This window comes from Pseudosulfitobacter koreensis (genome assembly GCF_024733015.1).
Taxonomy (GTDB): domain Bacteria; phylum Pseudomonadota; class Alphaproteobacteria; order Rhodobacterales; family Rhodobacteraceae; genus Pseudosulfitobacter; species Pseudosulfitobacter koreensis.
Map to the genome: position 1 here is coordinate 565,527 of NZ_JANKJG010000001.1, position 17,623 is coordinate 583,149.

Sequence of the window (17,623 nt, forward strand, 5' to 3'; positions counted from 1 at the left end):
CGTTCGGGGACCGCATCTCGCGATATATTTTGATTTGGGACAGCCTGTTTTGCGCCGGCTGCTACGTGTTTGCATGACAACTGAAACGATGGACGCAGCTGAACAAGTTGAACGCCTGACCCTGGCCGAGCTGAAAGCCAACAGCCCCAAAGATTTGCTGGCGATGGCCGAAGAGCTTGAGATCGAGAACGCCTCGACCATGCGCAAAGGCGAGATGATGTTCCAGATTCTGCGGGAACGCGCGGACGAAGGCTGGGACGTGTCCGGCGATGGCGTTCTGGAAGTGCTGCAGGACGGATTTGGCTTTCTGCGCTCTCCCGAGGCCAACTATCTTTCTGGCCCCGATGACATCTATGTCTCCCCCGACATGATCCGGAAATATTCGTTGCGCACCGGTGACACCATCGACGGCGGCATCCGCGCGCCAGACAATGACGAACGCTATTTCGCGCTGACGGATGTTGCGAACATCAACTTCGAAGATCCGGAGAAAGCGCGTCACAAGATTGCTTTCGACAACCTGACACCGCTTTACCCTGACGAGCGTCTGACGATGGAAACCGACGAGCCCGCGACCAAAGATCGGTCGGCGCGGATCATCGACCTGGTGTCGCCCATCGGCAAGGGCCAGCGTTCGCTGATCGTGGCACCGCCGCGCACAGGTAAGACCGTTCTGCTGCAGAACATCGCCAACAGCATCGAACGCAACCACCCCGAATGCTATCTGATCGTCCTGCTGATCGACGAGCGGCCCGAAGAGGTCACCGACATGCAGCGGTCTGTCAAGGGCGAGGTCATCAGTTCGACCTTTGATGAGCCCGCAACGCGCCACGTGGCCGTATCGGAAATGGTCATCGAAAAGGCCAAACGTCTGGTGGAACACAAACGCGACGTGGTCATCCTGCTCGATTCGATCACCCGTCTGGGCCGCGCGTTCAACACGGTCGTGCCGTCGTCGGGCAAGGTTCTGACCGGCGGTGTCGATGCCAACGCCCTGCAACGCCCCAAGCGCTTCTTTGGTGCTGCGCGTAACATCGAAGAGGGCGGCAGCCTGACCATTATCGCCACTGCGCTGATCGACACGGGCAGCCGGATGGACGAGGTGATCTTTGAAGAGTTCAAAGGTACCGGCAACTCCGAGATCGTCCTGGATCGCAAGATCGCGGACAAACGCGTGTTCCCGGCCATCGACATTCTGAAATCCGGCACCCGGAAAGAAGAGTTGCTGGTGGACAAGACGGACCTTGCCAAGACATTCGTCTTGCGCCGGATTCTAAACCCGATGGGCACGACCGACGCCATAGAGTTCCTGATTTCCAAGTTGAAGCAGACTAAGACAAACTCGGATTTCTTCGATTCCATGAACACCTGACCCCTGGGGGCGTGACCGATGGATACGATTTTCGCCCTTGCAACCGCGCAGGACCGCGCAGGCGTGGCCGTCGTGCGCGTGTCCGGGCCTGCCGCGCACAGCGTCGGGATGCAGATGTGCGGAACCCTTCCCAAGGTGGGAAGCTTTGCGGTGCGGCCTGTCAGTTCTGACGGTGACTTGATCGACCGCGGGCTGGTACTGACATTCGCGGCCCCGCACAGTTTCACCGGCGAGGATGTGATCGAGCTGCACCTGCACGGCAGCATCGCAATCATCGACCGGGTTTTGGACACGTTGAGCGCCTTCGACGGCGTCCGGCTTGCCGAGCCGGGCGAGTTTACCCGACGCGCCTTGGAAAACGGCAAGATGGATTTGGCCCAGGTCGAAGGTCTGGCCGACCTGATCGACGCCGAAACGGAGTTTCAGCGCGCACAAGCCATGCAAACTGTCGAAGGGGCGCTGAGCAAGGTCGTCGAAGACTGGCGCGCGCGGTTGATTAACGCGGCGTCGCTGCTTGAGGTGACCATAGACTTTGCAGATGAGGATGTGCCCGTGGACGTCGCCCCCGAGGTGTCGGCCTTGCTGGAAAGCGTGATGTCCCAGGCATCCGATGAAATTTCGCGATCGTACGTGTCAGAGCGCGTGCGCACCGGGTTTGAGGTCGCCATCGTCGGATTGCCCAACGCGGGAAAATCCACGCTTCTGAACGCGCTTGCCGGACGCGATGCCGCGATCACTTCGGAGTTTGCGGGTACCACGCGCGATGTGATCGAGGTTCGGATGGATCTGGACGGCTTGCCCGTGACCTTCCTCGATACGGCCGGATTGCGCGAAAGCGATGATCAGGTCGAAACCATCGGGATCGAACGCGCCATCGCAAGGGCGAAGACAGCAGACCTTCGCGTGTTTCTATCGGAAAACGTGTCCGACCTGCCGCTGGACCCATTGCCGCAGGACATTGTCGTCGCCCCAAAGGCAGATTTGCGCACAGATGGAACGGGCGTGTCGGGCGTGACAGGTGCTGGGCTGAATGCTTTGGTTCAAGAGGTGAAGGCTGTTTTCGCGGACAGGGCGACCCACTCGGGGCTTACGTCACGAGCACGGCACCGAACGTCGCTGCAATCCGCCGTCACAGCGATGAAAGACGCGTCTCGCCTCGTCAATCAGGGCCCGGAGGTCTATGATCTGGCGGCAGAAGAACTGCGCACCGCGATTCGAAGCCTTGAGTTTCTCGTTGGGCGCATTGACGTCGAAAATTTGCTGGATGAGATCTTTTCCAGTTTTTGCTTGGGCAAGTGATAGGAGTGTTTCACGTGAAACATTTTGATGTGTTGGTAATCGGGGGAGGTCACGCAGGTGCGGAGGCTGCGCATGCTGCTGCGCGAATGGGTGCCAGGACAGCGCTTGTTACCATGACCCTGTCTGGTATCGGCGTCATGTCCTGTAATCCGGCGATCGGTGGGCTGGGAAAAGGTCACCTCGTGCGCGAAATCGACGCGATGGACGGAGTGATGGGCAAGGTGGCGGACAAGGCCGGGATTCAGTTCCGGCTGCTGAACCGTCGCAAGGGTCCTGCAGTCCAAGGGCCACGCGCGCAAGCGGACCGTGCGATTTATCAACGCGAAATGCTGGCGGCAACCCAGGCCCAAGACAACCTTACCATTGTTGAAGGTGAAGTTGTCGATCTGAAGATGTCCGGTCAGAAAGTCACGGGCGTGGAATTGGCCGACGGCACACTGTTGCACAGCACCACCGTTGTTCTGACCACGGGCACATTCCTGCGCGGGATCATCCATATCGGCGAGGAAAAGCACTCCGGTGGTCGGATGGGTGACAAGGCTTCGGTTAAGCTTGCCGAGAGGATCGATTCATTTGGCCTGCCCCTCGGCAGGTTGAAAACGGGGACCCCGCCGCGGCTGGACACGCGGACGATCAATTGGTCGGTATTGGAAGAGCAGCAAGGCGACGATGAACCGGCGTTTTTCTCGTTCGAGACCACAAAGCTTGCCGCCAAACAAGTTGCGTGCGGGATAACCCACACAAATGAGCGCACCCACGAGATTATTTCCAAGAACCTGGCGCGCTCTGCGATGTATGGCGGGCACATCGACGGCACCGGGCCGCGCTATTGCCCTTCGATCGAAGATAAGGTCGTGCGCTTTGCGGATAAGACATCTCACCAGGTCTTTCTTGAGCCCGAAAGTCTGACCGGGCACACGGTCTATCCGAATGGCATTTCGACGTCGCTGCCCGTGGACGTGCAGGAAGATTACATTCATTCGATTGTCGGACTTGAGACTGCGAAGATACTGCAGCCCGGTTATGCGATCGAATATGATTACATCGATCCCCGCGCCCTTGATGCATCGCTGCAGTTGCGCGCGACCACGCATTTGTTCCTTGCGGGACAGATCAATGGCACCACCGGATATGAAGAAGCTGCGGCGCAGGGTCTTGTCGCCGGAATAAACGCCGCCTGTCTCGCGCAGGGGCGCGAACCGGTGCAATTCAGCCGGGCAAACAGCTATATCGGCGTAATGATCGACGATCTGACCACACGCGGTGTAACCGAGCCCTACCGCATGTTCACGTCGCGTGCCGAATTCCGACTGTCTTTGCGGGCGGATAACGCAGACCAGCGGTTGACGCCCACAGCGATGGATCTGGGCATGGTCTCGGTACAGCGTCGTGCGCTGTTCGATTCGAAGCGTGACGCTTTGGAGGTGGGTTATCAGGCGTTGTCGCGCGAAGCTTATACGCCAAAACACATTTCAAGAGCTGGAATTGCAGTGAAGGAGGACGGCACGCGCAGGACGCCCTACCAGCTGTTGGCTTTCCCGGATGTCCAGTTCAAAGACGTGGTGCGGGTTCAACCGGACCTGAGTGCGATTGATAGGCCTATTCAAATCCAGCTCGCCCGCGATGCGCTTTATGCGAATTACATCGACCGGCAGCAAAAGGATATTGACAGAATTAAAAAGGATGAGGCTCACGTGATACCAACTGGGTTCACCTATGCCGGTATAAGTGGCCTCTCGAATGAACTGTCCGCAAAGCTGGAAAGCGCGCGCCCCGACAACCTGGCGCAGGCCGCGCGTGTAGAGGGGATGACCCCCGCAGCGTTGGCTCTGTTGCTCGCGAAGCTTCGTCAACACCAAAAGAAATCGGCATGACGATAGTTCCCGACTGGCTGGAGGGGAATGTTTCACGTGAAACATTGACCGACCTCGAACGCTTTCATGATCTGTTTCTCAGGTGGAATGCCAAGATCAATCTGGTGTCGCGCTCAAGCGCACCCGAACTTTGGAACCGCCATATCTGGGATTCCGCACAAGTCTGGAAACTTGCACCTCAAGCTGAACATTGGGCCGACTTCGGGAGCGGGGGCGGCTTTCCTGCGATTATCTGCGCTATCTTTGCCAAAAAAGCAGGCAAAACCACGCGATTTACGCTTGTCGAAAGCGATCAGCGGAAATCAACCTTTCTGCGCACAGCAATCCGAGAGCTGGACTTGAACGCCTCGGTCCTGGCCAAACGCGTTGAATCACTTGATCCGCTGAAGGCCAATGTCATTTCCGCACGCGCTTTGTCTCAGCTGTCTGATTTGCTTGAGTTTACTGCGCTTCACCTCGCAAGCTACGGGCAAGCGCTGTTTCCCAAAGGTGAGCTTTGGAAATCAGAGCTTGATGATGCGCGGAAAACATGGACATTCGAGTGTGAGGCGCACCCCAGCCATACGGATGCGCAAGCGGCCATTTTGCAGATCAAGGAGTTGAAACGTGTCTGACCCAACGCGTCCAGCAGGACCCAAGATCGTAGCAGTGGCAAACCAGAAGGGCGGTGTCGGAAAAACGACGACGTCGATCAACCTGGCAGCGGCGCTGGCTGAAAAGGGTCGCAAGGTCCTCGTGGTTGATCTCGACCCACAGGGCAATGCGTCCACCGGTTTGGGGATCGAAGTCGATGATCGGGTTTTGACGACCTATGAATTGCTTCTTGAAGACATCGATCTGAACGAGGCCATCCTGCCGACCGCCTTTGAAAATCTGTCGATCATTCCGGCGACGGTCGATCTCAGCTCGGCTGATCTCGAACTCATCTCGAACGAAAAGCGCAGCTTTCTGCTACATGATGCTTTGCGGCAGGTGCAAATGGACCTGTTTGCCTTCGACTACGTGTTGATTGACTGCCCACCTTCGCTGAACTTGCTCACCGTCAACGCGATGATTGCGGCGCATTCGGTTCTTGTGCCGCTGCAATCCGAGTTCTTTGCGCTCGAGGGGCTTTCGCAGCTCATGCTGACCATTCGCGAGGTGCGTCAGTCAGGTAACAAGGAACTTCGGATCGAAGGTGTGGTCCTGACCATGTACGACCAGCGCAACAACCTGAGTTTGCAGGTCGAGCAGGATGCGCGCGATTACCTTGGGGATCTGGTGTTCAAGACGGTTATTCCGCGCAACGTTCGCGTGTCCGAAGCGCCGTCTTTCGCGATGCCGGTTCTGAATTACGATCCTGCGTCGCGCGGCGCAAAAGCCTATCGCGACTTGGCGTCCGAGTTTATCCGGAACAATGCACGACAGAAAGTAGAGGCCTAGAATGGTTCCCAAAGACAAGAAACGAGGCCTGGGGCGCGGGCTTTCGGCACTGATGGCCGATGTGAACGAGGCCGAGCAGGTCTCGAAGGAAAGCGCGGGGACGGGCATTCGCATCGTCCCAATCGAGCGGGTAAAGCCCAATCCCGACCAGCCCCGCAAGCGGTTTACCCAGGACGATCTGAACGATCTGGCGGCTTCGGTCGCTGAGAAGGGCGTGATTCAGCCGCTGATTGTGCGCGAGAAAGATGGCGGGTTCGAGATTGTTGCGGGTGAGCGTCGTTGGCGCGCCGCGCAGATGGCGAAGTTGCACGAGCTGCCGGTTATCGTGCGCGACTTTGACGACACGGAAGTGTTGGAAGTCGCGATCATCGAGAACATTCAGCGCGCTGATCTGAATGCGATTGAAGAGGCCGCAGGCTATCGTCTGTTGATGGACAAATTCGGCCACACGCAAGAGAAGATGGCCGAGGCACTGGGGAAAAGCCGCAGTCACATTGCCAACCTGCTGCGCTTGCTGCAATTGCCTGATGATGTGCTGGAAATGATGCGCAATGGCGGTCTGACGTCTGGACACGCGCGGGCCCTGATCACGGCGGATGATCCATCTGCGTTGGCGCGCAAGGTCGTGGAAGACGGTTTGAGCGTTCGGGCGACCGAAGCCCTGGTGAAGTCAATGCAGGGCGGAAGCGACGTCAAGGAGCCGAAGGCCGAAAGCAAGCGTGCGGGTGACCCCAAAGATGCAGACACGAAAGCGCTTGAGGGAGACCTGTCTGCTGCTCTTGGCATGCGCGTCAACCTGACACACAAGCCGGGCGGTGAATCCGGTCAGCTGTCGATTTCCTATAAAACGCTGGATGAGTTGGACGAATTGTGCCGGATGCTCAGCGGAAGCTAATCCGCCAACAACTCGCGTAAAACACCGTTCAAAACACTAACACCTTGTTCTGTAACGGAAATTCTTTTACCTCTCTGACTGAGCAAACCCAGGTCAGAGAGGTTTTTGAGCGCGTCAGGAGCCACAGAGCGCCCGGAAAGCGCCTCAAAACGAGTCAAATCAACGCCTTCGGTCAATCTCAGACCCATCAGCAGGAACTCGTTGGCCTGATCTTCGCCGGTTAGCGGCGCGGCAGGCAGTTGGCGCAGCTCTTCCAGCCAGCGTTTCGGGTTGCTGGGCGCCTCGGTCGCATAGCGCTGACCGTTCGAAGTGATCCGTCCATGTGCGCCAGGTCCGATGCCCACGTAATCGCCATAGCGCCAATAAATCAGGTTGTGCCGCGATTGAGCGCCATCACGGGCGTGATTGCTGACCTCATAGGCGGGCATGCCAAAATCCGCGCAGATATCGCGGGTAAGGGTGAACATATCCGCCGCACGATCTTCGTCCGGCAGCCCGGCCAGTTTTCCCGCGTTATAGCGATCACCAAATGCCGTCCCTTGTTCGATGGTCAGCTGGTAGAGCGACAGATGGTCAATCGCCATGTTCAGAGCCTGCTTCAGCTCGGCTTCCCAGTCCTTCAAGGTCTGCTTCTGCCGCCCATAGATCAGATCGAAACTGACCCGATCAAATGTCCTTCGAGCAATGTCGAAAGCTGCGCGCGCCTCGTCTGCCGAATGGATACGGCCCAGGCGGCGCAGATCGTCGTCGTTCAACGCCTGGATGCCCATCGAAATCCGATTGACGCCGCCTGATCGAAAGTCCGCAAAGCGCTGCGCCTCGACCGAGCCGGGGTTCGCCTCCAGCGTGACTTCCATGTCATTAGCGGTGGGCCAATGCTTGCGGACCGCGTCGATGATCTCACCGACAACCCAAGGCTCCATCAGACTGGGCGTGCCGCCCCCGAAAAACACGGTGTGCACAACGCGGCCGGGCGTTTGTTCGGCGGCCTTGCGGATCTCATCCAGATAGGCATCACGCCATGCAGCATGATCGACGCTGCGCGTTACGTGACTGTTAAAGTCGCAATAGGGACACTTTGCGGCACAAAACGGCCAATGGATATAGATGCCAAAGCCGCCATTTTGCCAATCTTCAGTCAAAGCAACCTGCGATCAGTTTGGCGAACGCATCGGCGCGGTGGCTGATCACGTTTTTGGCGTCCGCTGTCATTTCGGCGAATGTCACGTCGTGGCCGAGGGGCTGGAACATCGGGTCATAGCCGTGGCCCAAGGCGCCGCGCAGCGGCCAGACCAGCGTGCCCTCGACGGTGCCTTCGAAAACCTCGTCGTGTCCGTCTGGCCATGCAAGCACGAGTGTGGAGCAGAAGCGGGCCGTCCGTGGTTGCGGCGCGTTGCGTTCTTCCAGCAGGTCGTGGGTCTTGGTCATTGCCATCAGAAAGTCGCGACCGTTCGGGGTTTCAGCCCAATCGGCGGTATAGACCCCCGGTGCACCGTCCAGCGCGTCGACCTGGATACCGGAATCGTCCGCCAAAGCGGGCAGGCCGGTGGCCTGAACCGCGGCGTGCGCCTTGATCCGGGCATTCCCGATAAAAGTGGTCTCGGTCTCATCCGGTTCGGGCAGCTTCATTTCCGCAGCGCCGACGACCCGCACACCTCGCGGCAGGAAAAGCGCGACCATCTCTTCCAGCTTGCCCGCGTTGTGCGTGGCCACCAGCAACTGCTCACCCGTGAACTTGCGTGTCATGCGGTGGCGGCCTTCTGTGCCGCGACCAGTTCAGAGACACCTTTTTCCGCCAGATCCATCAACTGGTTCATCTGATCGCGCGAGAATGTTTGCCCTTCGGCGCTCATTTGTACCTCGATCAGGCGGCTGGTACCGGTCAGGATAAAGTTGCCGTCAACGCCCGCTTCGCTGTCCTCTGGGTAATCCAGATCCAGCAGGGGCTGGCCCGCATAAATACCGCAGCTTACTGCGGCAACAGGGTCTACCAGAGGATCAGAGATGATATCGCCCGCTTTCAACAGCTTGTTAACCGCCAGTTTCAGTGCGACCCAGCCGCCGGTGATCGACGCGCAGCGGGTGCCACCATCGGCCTGCAGGACGTCGCAGTCGATGGTGATCTGGCGTTCGCCCAAGGCAGAGCGGTCCACACCTGCGCGCAGCGACCGTCCGATCAGGCGCTGGATTTCGACCGTACGGCCCCCTTGCTTTCCCGACGCGGCCTCGCGGCGCATCCGGGTGTTGGTGGCGCGGGGCAACATGCCGTATTCGGCGGTGACCCAGCCCAACCCCGACCCCTTGATGAACGGCGGCACGCGATCTTCGATGGTGGCGGTGCACAGAACGTGGGTGTCGCCCATCTTGATCAGCGCAGATCCTTCGGCGTGTTTGGTAAAGCCCGTTTCAATCGAAACGGCCCGCATCTCGTCCAGTTTTCGTCCCGAAGGTCGCATGATAAATCCCTTTCATTGTTGGGCCGGGGATAACGCCCCACAGGGCTGTGACGCAAGTGCGATTGACCTTTTGTTGCTCAGCCCTTCTATTGGCTACGCCGAGGCAAATTATGACAGACACACCGAATATCCTGGAAGAGCTGAACGACCGATCGCGCGAAGTGTTTCGCCGCGTGGTCGAAGGCTATCTTGCCAACGGCGATCCGGTCGGATCACGCACGCTGACCCGTGATTTCAGTGAAAAGGTCAGTGCGGCGACCATTCGCAACGTCATGCAGGATCTTGAGTTCATGGGGCTGCTGGACAGCCCGCATGTCAGTGCCGGTCGCATCCCGACTCAGCGCGGACTGCGCATGTTCGTCGATGGTCTGATGGAGGTTGGTGTGCCCGATTCAGCCGATCGCGAAAAGCTGGACGCGACGCGCGGTGGCAACGAGCGGGATGTCGCCGGGCTGCTGGACCGCGTTGGCTCTGCCTTGTCGGGTGTCACGCAGGGCGCATCGCTGGTTCTGGCGCCCAAGCACGAGGCACCGATCAAGCATATCGAGTTCGTGTCGCTGGGGCATGACCGTGCCTTGGGCGTCTTGGTTCTGGCCGATGGTCACGTTGAAAACCGTCTATTCACACCACCGCCGGGTCAAACGCCCAGTTCAATGCGTGAGGCGGCGAATTTTCTCAATGCGCTGATCGAGGGGAAAACCCTCAGCGAAGTGCAATCGGTGATCCAGATCGAGATCAAGAAGCGCCGACGCGAGATCGACAGTCTGGCCGCCGAACTGGTGCAGCAGGGTCTGGCCGTCTGGGACGGCGATGACGACCGCGACCAGCGGTTGATCGTGCGGGGGCGGTCGAATCTGCTGGGCGCCGCGGGCGAGGGCGAGGACCTGGACCGCATCCGCACGCTCTTTGACGACCTTGAGCGCAAGCGCGACATCGCTGAATTTCTCGAACTGACCGATGAAGGCCACGGTGTGCGCATTTTTATCGGCTCGGAGAACAAACTTTTTTCACTTTCGGGTTCCTCTCTGGTGGTTTCCCCATATATGAACGCAGATCGAAAGATCATCGGAGCGGTCGGGGTCATCGGGCCCACGCGGCTGAACTATGGGCGCATCGTTCCGATCGTGGATTATACGGCGCAATTGGTAGGCAAATTGCTGACCGATAAAAGTTAGAGGTGAAGAATGGCGGAGCCGAAAGACAACGATTTCCTGGACGACATCGACGCGGCCGAGGCGGACGAATACGCGGATGACATGGCCGAGATTGATGACGAGGCGTTGGAGCTGGACCAGCTGCGCGCCGAGCGGGATCAGCTGAAGGACCGTTTCATGCGTGCGCTGGCGGATGCCGAGAATGCGCGCAAGCGGTCAGACAAGGACCGTCGTGAGGCCGAGAATTATGGCGGCTCGAAGCTGGCCCGCGACATGCTGCCGGTCTATGACAACATGAAGCGTGCGCTTGAGACCACGAACGAGGACCAGCGCGAAGTGGCAGGGCCATTGCTTGAAGGGATCGAGCTGACGATGCGCGAGTTGCTGAGTGTGTTCAAAAAGCACGGCATCGACATGATTGCACCAGAAGTGGGCGATAAATTCGATCCGCAGCACCACCAGGCGATGTTCGAGGCACCTGTTCCCGGCACCAAGGCGGGCGAGATCATTCAGGTCGCCGCAGAAGGTTTCATGTTGCACGACCGCTTGCTGCGTCCTGCGCAGGTCGGCGTGTCGTCGATGCCTGCATCGTAAAGGTTTTGAAATTCGAGTTCAAAAGAGGCGGTCAGGTTTTGGCCGCCTCTTTCAGTTTATAAAGCGCTTCAAGCGCCTGCTTAGGCGTCATCTCGTCGGGATGCAGCGCGCCGATCATCTCTAACGCGGGGCTTTGCGCCTGTTTGGGCGCAGGGGCAGTGGCCTGCATGCTGAACAGCGGCAAATCGTCGATCAGCGCCTTTTGCGTGGCACCGCCTTCACGCTCGCCCTTTTCCAATGCTTCCAGAACCGTTCGGGCGCGGGCAATGACCGAGGGCGGCAATCCGGCCAGTTGCGCCACCTGCACGCCATAGGACCGGTCTGCGGCACCCTTGTGCACCTCGTGCAGGAACACGACTTCGCCGTCGAACTCCTTGACCGCAACGGTGGCATTGTCCACGTGATCCAGCTTGCCCGCCAGCGCGGTCAGTTCGTGGTAATGCGTGGCAAACAGCGCGCGGCTTTTGTTGCCGTCGTGCAGATGCTCCAGCGTCGCCCAGGCAATCGACAGGCCGTCATAGGTGGCCGTGCCGCGCCCGATTTCGTCCAGGATCACCAGCGCACGGTCATCCGCCTGATTGAGAATCGCCGCGGTTTCGACCATTTCGACCATGAACGTGGACCGCCCGCGCGCCAGATCATCGGCGGCGCCGACGCGGCTGAACAACTGGCTGATCACACCGATGCGGGCGGAAGTGGCAGGCACATAGCTGCCCATTTGCGCGAGCAGTGCGATTAGCGCGTTCTGGCGCAGGAACGTGGATTTACCGGCCATGTTGGGTCCAGTTAGCAGCCAGATGTTCGATCCGTCTTCGACCGTCAGGTTGCAGTCATTGGCGATGAACGCTTCGCCCGATCCATCGCGCAGGGACTTTTCCACAACGGGATGGCGTCCGCCGACGATATCGAACGCGCGGCTGTCGTCCACCTGTGGGCGGCACCAGTTTTCGGACCGGGCCAGACGGGCAAGGGCGCAGGACACGTCAAGTTCCGCCAAGGCCGTTGCGGTCTGGAAAATCTCGGCGGCTTTTTCAAGAATGGAGGCTGAAAGCATTTGGTAGAGCCGCTTTTCTGTCTCGATCGCGCGATTGCCCGCGTTCAAAATCTTGGTTTCCATCTCGGACAACTCAACCGTAGTGAACCGCACCTGATTGGCTGTGGTCTGGCGATGGATGAAGGTCTCGGAGAGAGGCGGCGACAGCATCTTTTCTGCGTGGGTTGCTGTGGTTTCGATGAAATAGCCCAGCACGTTGTTGTGCTTGATCTTCAGCGACGTGATGCCGGTGACCTTGGCAAAATCCTGTTGCATGGCGGCGATCACCGACCGCCCCTCGTCGCGCAGGGTGCGGGCTTCGTCCAGATCGGCGTCGTATCCCGGTGCAATGAACCCGCCATCGCGGGCGAGCAAGGGCGGTTCGGCCACCAGCGCGTCGTCCAGCAGGTTCACCAGATCCCCCATCCCGCCCATACGTTCCAGCGCATCCGTCACGCCGTGCGGTGCATCCGGCCCCAGCCCGTCCTGCGCGATGGTGGCTGCCTGGCTCAGCCCGTCCCGGATGGCGGTCAGATCGCGGGGCCCGCCACGATCCAGTGACAGCCGCGACAGGGCTCGGTCCAGATCAGGCACGTGGCGCAGCCGTTCGGTCAGGCCCTCCGCGAGACCGTTATCAAGGAAGAAACCGACAGCGTCCAACCGATCCTGAATGATTCGCACATTGCGCGAGGGGCTGGACAGGCGACGCTCCAACAGACGTGCGCCCCCGGCTGTCAGGGTCTTGTCGATGGTCGCCAGCAGTGATCCGGCGCGACCCCCGGACAGGGCGTGGGTCAGTTCCAGATTGCGCCGGGTTGCGGCATCAATCTGCACCTGCCCCATCTGATCTTCCTGCTGCGGCGGACGCACCAAGGGCAGTTTGCCTTTTTGCGTGATGTTCAGGTACTCGACGATGGCCCCCATCGCGGAAATCTGCGCGCGGTCAAAACTGCCAAAGGCGTCCAGCGTCTGCACGCCGAACAGCTCGCACAACCGCTTTTCGCCGCCGGTGCTGTCGAATGTCGCACGCGACAGCGGCGTCATCGAAATCCCGAAATCAGTCACCAATTCGGCCAATTCAGGCTCGGTCGTGTCCATCACGATCAACTCGGACGGTGCCAAGCGCGCCAGTTCCGGCCCCAGCCGCATCTGGTTCAGTTGCATCACGCGAAACGCCCCGGTCGACATGTCCAGCCAAGCCAGCGCTGACGCGTCGCGCACCTGGGCAAAAGCTGCCAGATAGTTGTGCTGCCGCGCGTTCAGCAGGGAATCCTCGGTCAGGGTTCCGGGTGTCACCAGACGCACAACGCCACGTTTGACCACCGACTTGTGGCCGCGTTTCTTCGCCTCGGCGGGGTTCTCCAACTGCTCGCACACCGCCACGCGAAACCCCTTGCGGATCAGGGTCAGCAAATAGCCTTCTGCCGAATGTACCGGCACGCCGCACATCGGAATATCGTCGCCGTCATGTTTGCCGCGTTTGGTCAGGGCAATGTCCAGTGCTTCGGCGGCGGCCACCGCGTCTTCAAAGAACATTTCATAGAAATCGCCCATCCGGTAGAACAGCAGCGATCCGGGATGCGCCTGCTTGATCTCCAGAAACTGCGCCATCATCGGCGTAACCGTCATACCTGCCCCCATGCGAACCAGCGCGACCTTACAAACGCCTGCGGCGGAGCGAAAGCCAAAGCTGATTGAGCGCGGCAGATCGCTCGGGTATGAGGGAGCAATACATTGGAGGAATGTTTGCACATGTCGAAGACCAAAGTCACAGCAGAAGAGGCTCTGACCTTCCACCTCGAACCGACTCCGGGCAAGTTCGAGATCACCGCAACCGTTCCGATGACCACGCAGCGCGACCTTAGCCTGGCCTATTCGCCGGGCGTCGCCGTGCCCTGCGAGGCAATCGCGGCAAACCCCGAGACCGCCTACGACTATACCAACAAGGGCAACCTTGTCGCCGTCATCTCGAACGGGACGGCTGTTCTGGGTTTGGGCAACCTTGGCGCGCTGGCGTCCAAGCCGGTGATGGAGGGCAAGGCGGTTCTGTTCAAACGCTTTGCCGACGTGAACAGCATTGACATTGAGCTGGACACCGAAGACCCGGACGAGTTCTGCCGCGCCGTGCGACTGATGGGCCCCACATTCGGCGGCATCAATCTAGAAGACATCAAGGCGCCCGAATGCTTCATCATCGAGCAGCGCTTGAAAGAGGAAATGGACATCCCCGTTTTTCACGACGACCAGCACGGCACCGCCGTGATCTGCGCCGCCGGTCTGATCAACGCGCTCTACCTGTCGAACAAAAAGATCGAAGACGTAAAGATCGTGCTGAACGGGGCAGGGGCTGCGGGCATCGCCTGTCTTGAACTGCTCAAATCCATGGGCGCGCGGCATGAGAATTGCATCATGTGCGACACCAAGGGCGTGATTTACCAAGGCCGTACCGAGGGCATGAACCAGTGGAAATCGGCCCACGCGGTCAAGACCGACACCCGCACGCTGGAAGAGGCGATGGTGGGTTGCGACGTTTTCCTGGGCGTGTCGGCCAAGGGCGCCGTGACGCAGAAGATGGTCGCGTCGATGGCGGACAACCCGGTGATCTTCGCGATGGCCAACCCCGACCCCGAGATCACGCCGGAAGAGGCGCACGAGGTCCGCGTTGATGCCATCGTCGCCACCGGACGCAGCGATTACCCCAATCAGGTCAACAACGTGTTGGGCTTTCCTTATCTGTTCCGCGGCGCGCTGGACATCAACGCACGTGCCATCAACGACGAGATGAAGATCGCTTGCGCCCATGCGCTCGCAAATCTGGCGCGAGAGGATGTGCCGGACGAAGTCGCGCTGGCCTACGGCAAGAACCTGACCTTCGGCCGTGACTACATCATCCCGACGCCTTTCGATCCGCGTCTGATCCACCGCATTCCGACAGCGGTGGCCAAGGCCGGCATGGACACAGGCGCCGCGCGTCGTCCGATCATCGACATGGAGGCCTATGAGCTTTCGCTGAAATCGCGGATGGACCCGACGGCGAACATCCTGCGGGGGATCAATGCGCGGGCGCGGGCCGCCCAGGCGCGGATGATCTTTGCCGAAGGCGACGACCCTCGGGTGTTGCGCGCTGCGGTCATGTACCAACGCTCGGGTCTGGGCAACGCGCTGGTCGTGGGGCGCAATGACGACGTCAAGGCCAAGCTGGAAGCAGCCGGCCTGGGCGACGCCGTGCGCGAGATCGAGGTCGTGAACGCGGCCAACACGCAGTATCTGGAAACTTACAAGACATTTCTCTACGATAGGTTGCAACGGCGTGGCTATGACCGGTCGGACATTCACCGTCTCGCCGCGCGGGATCGGCATGTGTTTTCGGCTCTGATGCTGGCGCACGGGCACGGCGACGGTCTGGTGACCGGGGCCACGCGCAAATCGGCGCATATCCTTGAGCGGATCAACAACGTCTTTGACGCCGATGCCGAACATGGCGCTGCGGGCATCACCGCGCTGCTGCACAAGGGGCGGATTGTACTTATTGCCGACACCTTGGTGCATGAATGGCCCAACGAGGAAGACCTGGCCAATATCGCCGAGCGGGGTGCCGTGGTCGCACGTCATCTGGGGCTTGAGCCGCGCGTTGCCTTCGTCAGCTTCTCGACCTTCGGCTATCCGGTGTCCGAGCGGGCGGAAAAGATGGCGATGGCGCCCAAGGTCCTCGATCGGCGCGGTGTCGATTTCGAATACGAGGGCGAGATGACAGTCGATGTCGCCCTGAACGCCAAGTCGCAGCAGGCCTATCCGTTCTCGCGGCTGACCGGGCCTGCGAACATTCTGGTGGTGCCCGCGCGCCATTCGGCCAGCATCTCGGTTAAGCTGATGCAGGAAATGGGCGGTGCGACGGTTATCGGGCCAATCCTGTCGGGTGTGGACCGGTCGATTCAGATCTGCTCAACCGTTTCGACGGCAAACGACATCCTGAACATGGCCGTTCTGGCCGCCTGCAAGGTCGGCTGATGGCAATCTGGAACCTTGGGTCGATCAACATCGACGTGGTGTACCGGGTGCCGCATCTGCCTGCGCCCGGTGAAACACTCGCTGCGACCGAGGTGACGCGTGGACTGGGCGGCAAGGGCGCAAACATGTCCGTGGCCGCCGCCCGCGCTGCGGCCTGTGTCGCCCACATCGGGGCGGTGGGCGCTGATGGCGGGTGGACCGTTGATCGGCTGATGGAATACGGCGTCGACGTGCGCCATATCTCGCGCCTGCCGAGTGAGACGGGCCACGCGATCATCGCCGTCGATCAGGCGGGTGAGAACAATATCATTCTCTATTCAGGCGCAAACTGTGTGCTGGACAGTGACATGATCGGTGCCGCCCTTGCTTCAGCGGATCATGGCGATACGCTTTTGATGCAGAACGAAACGAACGGACAGGCAGAGGCGGCTCAGATGGCCAGCCAGCTGGGTCTGAAGGTGGTTTATGCCGCCGCGCCTTTCGACGCGGATGCGGTGCGCGAGGTGATGCCTTATCTGGACATGCTGGTTCTGAACGCGGTCGAGGCTGCACAGCTTAGCGACGCGCTTGGCGCCGAACTTCAGGACCTGCATATTTCACAGATCGTGGTGACGTGCGGTGCCGATGGCTGCGACCACTACGACAACATCCGCAAGACGAGGGCGCAGTATCCGGCGATCAAGGTCGATGCGGTAGACACCACAGGTGCCGGCGATACGTTCACTGGCTACCTGGTGGCGGGGCTGGACCGCGATCTGCCCATTGCGCAGGCGATTGATCTGGCGATGACCGCCGCCGCGATCATGGTCACACGCCATGGCACAGCAGATGTGATCCCCGATCTGAAAGACATCGAGGATTTCAAGCTGGCTTAGCTGCCCGGCACGAAGGGCGCATCATTGCCCCAAAGCTGTCTGACCCGTTCATCCCGGCCGCAAGCATCGCGATAGGCGATATAGGCGTTCGCCTTCGACTTGGGGCCGAACCGGGTCAGGATCAGGCTGGACTGCTTGTAATAATCCTGATGATAGCCGTCGGCAGGATAGAACGGTTGCTCTTCCAGAATAGGCGTCACAACCGATTGGCCCAACTCCGCCTCGGCGTTTGCCTTGGCAGCTTCGGCGGCTTGCCGTTGCGCGGCATCGGCGGGGAAAATCGCGGTGCGGTAGCTGTCGCCGCGGTCACAGAACTGGCCACCTGCATCCAGTGGATCGACCGAGCGGAAAAACAGGTTCAGCAGCGTGGATGCGTCCACGACGTCCGGGTCATATTTGATCTGCACCGCTTCGTAGTGACCGGTTCCGCCGCCCACGACCTCTTTGTAGGTCGGATCAGCCACCGTTCCGCCGGTGAACCCTGATATGGCCTCGGACACGCCTTGGACCTTTTCAAAGTCGGCCTCGACGCACCAAAAACAGCCGCCCGCGACGGTCAGCGTCTTTTGTTCGGCAGCGTGGATTGCGGTTGAAATGCCGAGGCTTGCGGCGGCGATCAAAAACAGTCGTTGAATAGTCAT

General features: G+C 59.8%; 15 protein-coding genes. 10 read left to right on the forward strand and 5 right to left on the reverse strand.

The genetic code is table 11. The features are described 5' to 3' along the window. Nucleotides 1-73 precede the first annotated feature (73 nt). From rho to NTA49_RS02875, 6 genes are read left to right on the forward strand one after another with little or no spacing between them, the layout of a single operon-like run. Entirely contained in the window at nt 74-1,372 is a 1,299-nt protein-coding gene (gene rho / locus NTA49_RS02850) for a transcription termination factor Rho (RefSeq protein ID WP_261368069.1), read from the forward strand. 18 nt (nt 1,373-1,390) lie between these two features. Next, nucleotides 1,391-2,671: a tRNA uridine-5-carboxymethylaminomethyl(34) synthesis GTPase MnmE gene (gene mnmE / locus NTA49_RS02855; protein WP_258293139.1), complete on the forward strand. Its 1,281-nt coding sequence runs from the start codon at nt 1,391-1,393 to the stop codon at nt 2,669-2,671. A gap of 14 nt (nt 2,672-2,685) precedes the next feature. Next, entirely contained in the window at nt 2,686-4,545 is a 1,860-nt protein-coding gene (gene mnmG / locus NTA49_RS02860) for a tRNA uridine-5-carboxymethylaminomethyl(34) synthesis enzyme MnmG (protein WP_332844274.1), read from the forward strand. Beyond that, entirely contained in the window at nt 4,542-5,159 is a 618-nt protein-coding gene (gene rsmG, locus NTA49_RS02865) for a 16S rRNA (guanine(527)-N(7))-methyltransferase RsmG (protein WP_258293141.1), read from the forward strand. The genes mnmG and rsmG overlap by 4 nt, the downstream gene beginning before the upstream one ends. Next, nucleotides 5,152-5,967: a ParA family protein gene (locus tag NTA49_RS02870; RefSeq protein ID WP_258293142.1), complete on the forward strand. Its 816-nt coding sequence runs from the start codon at nt 5,152-5,154 to the stop codon at nt 5,965-5,967. The genes rsmG and NTA49_RS02870 overlap by 8 nt, the downstream gene beginning before the upstream one ends. A gap of 1 nt (nt 5,968) precedes the next feature. Further along, entirely contained in the window at nt 5,969-6,862 is an 894-nt protein-coding gene (locus NTA49_RS02875; RefSeq protein ID WP_258293143.1) for a ParB/RepB/Spo0J family partition protein, read from the forward strand. Here NTA49_RS02875 and hemW read toward each other — a convergent pair. From hemW to rph, 3 genes are read right to left on the reverse strand one after another with little or no spacing between them, the layout of a single operon-like run. Beyond that, nucleotides 6,859-8,004, reverse strand: a complete 1,146-nt coding sequence (gene hemW / locus NTA49_RS02880) for a radical SAM family heme chaperone HemW (RefSeq protein WP_258293144.1) — start codon at nt 8,002-8,004, stop codon at nt 6,859-6,861. The genes NTA49_RS02875 and hemW overlap by 4 nt on opposite strands. Further along, a complete protein-coding gene (gene rdgB / locus NTA49_RS02885; protein ID WP_258293145.1) occupies nt 7,997-8,608 on the reverse strand; it encodes an RdgB/HAM1 family non-canonical purine NTP pyrophosphatase in 612 nt (203 codons plus the stop codon). Before rdgB ends, hemW begins: the two co-directional genes overlap by 8 nt. Then, complete coding sequence (gene rph, locus NTA49_RS02890; protein ID WP_258293146.1) at nt 8,605-9,318, reverse strand: ribonuclease PH; 714 nt, start codon at nt 9,316-9,318, stop codon at nt 8,605-8,607. The genes rdgB and rph overlap by 4 nt, the downstream gene beginning before the upstream one ends. 110 nt (nt 9,319-9,428) lie before the next feature. On the opposite strand from rph, the gene hrcA reads away from it, so the two are divergent. Together hrcA and NTA49_RS02900 are read left to right on the forward strand one after the other, a co-directional pair. Then, nucleotides 9,429-10,493 carry a heat-inducible transcriptional repressor HrcA gene (hrcA, locus tag NTA49_RS02895; RefSeq protein ID WP_258293147.1) on the forward strand — a complete coding sequence of 355 codons (1,065 nt, stop codon included), beginning with the start codon at nt 9,429-9,431 and terminating at the stop codon, nt 10,491-10,493. A gap of 9 nt (nt 10,494-10,502) precedes the next feature. Beyond that, nucleotides 10,503-11,066 carry a nucleotide exchange factor GrpE gene (locus NTA49_RS02900; RefSeq protein ID WP_258293148.1) on the forward strand — a complete coding sequence of 188 codons (564 nt, stop codon included), beginning with the start codon at nt 10,503-10,505 and terminating at the stop codon, nt 11,064-11,066. Between the two features lie 31 nt (nt 11,067-11,097). On the opposite strand, the gene mutS is transcribed toward NTA49_RS02900, so the two are convergent. After that, nucleotides 11,098-13,728 (reverse strand): DNA mismatch repair protein MutS, encoded by a 2,631-nt coding sequence (mutS, locus tag NTA49_RS02905; RefSeq protein ID WP_258293149.1) that lies wholly within the window; start codon nt 13,726-13,728, stop codon nt 11,098-11,100. Between the two features lie 123 nt (nt 13,729-13,851). Between mutS and NTA49_RS17165 the strand changes: the two genes are divergently transcribed. Together NTA49_RS17165 and NTA49_RS02920 are read left to right on the forward strand one after the other, a co-directional pair. Continuing rightward, complete coding sequence (locus NTA49_RS17165; protein WP_261368071.1) at nt 13,852-16,107, forward strand: NADP-dependent malic enzyme; 2,256 nt, start codon at nt 13,852-13,854, stop codon at nt 16,105-16,107. Then, entirely contained in the window at nt 16,107-16,982 is an 876-nt protein-coding gene (locus NTA49_RS02920; RefSeq protein WP_258293150.1) for a ribokinase, read from the forward strand. Before NTA49_RS17165 ends, NTA49_RS02920 begins: the two co-directional genes overlap by 1 nt. On the opposite strand, the gene msrA is transcribed toward NTA49_RS02920, so the two are convergent. Further along, nucleotides 16,979-17,623, reverse strand: coding sequence for a peptide-methionine (S)-S-oxide reductase MsrA (gene msrA, locus NTA49_RS02925; protein ID WP_258293151.1), 645 nt, complete (start codon nt 17,621-17,623; stop codon nt 16,979-16,981). The two genes, NTA49_RS02920 and msrA, sit on opposite strands and share 4 nt — an antisense overlap.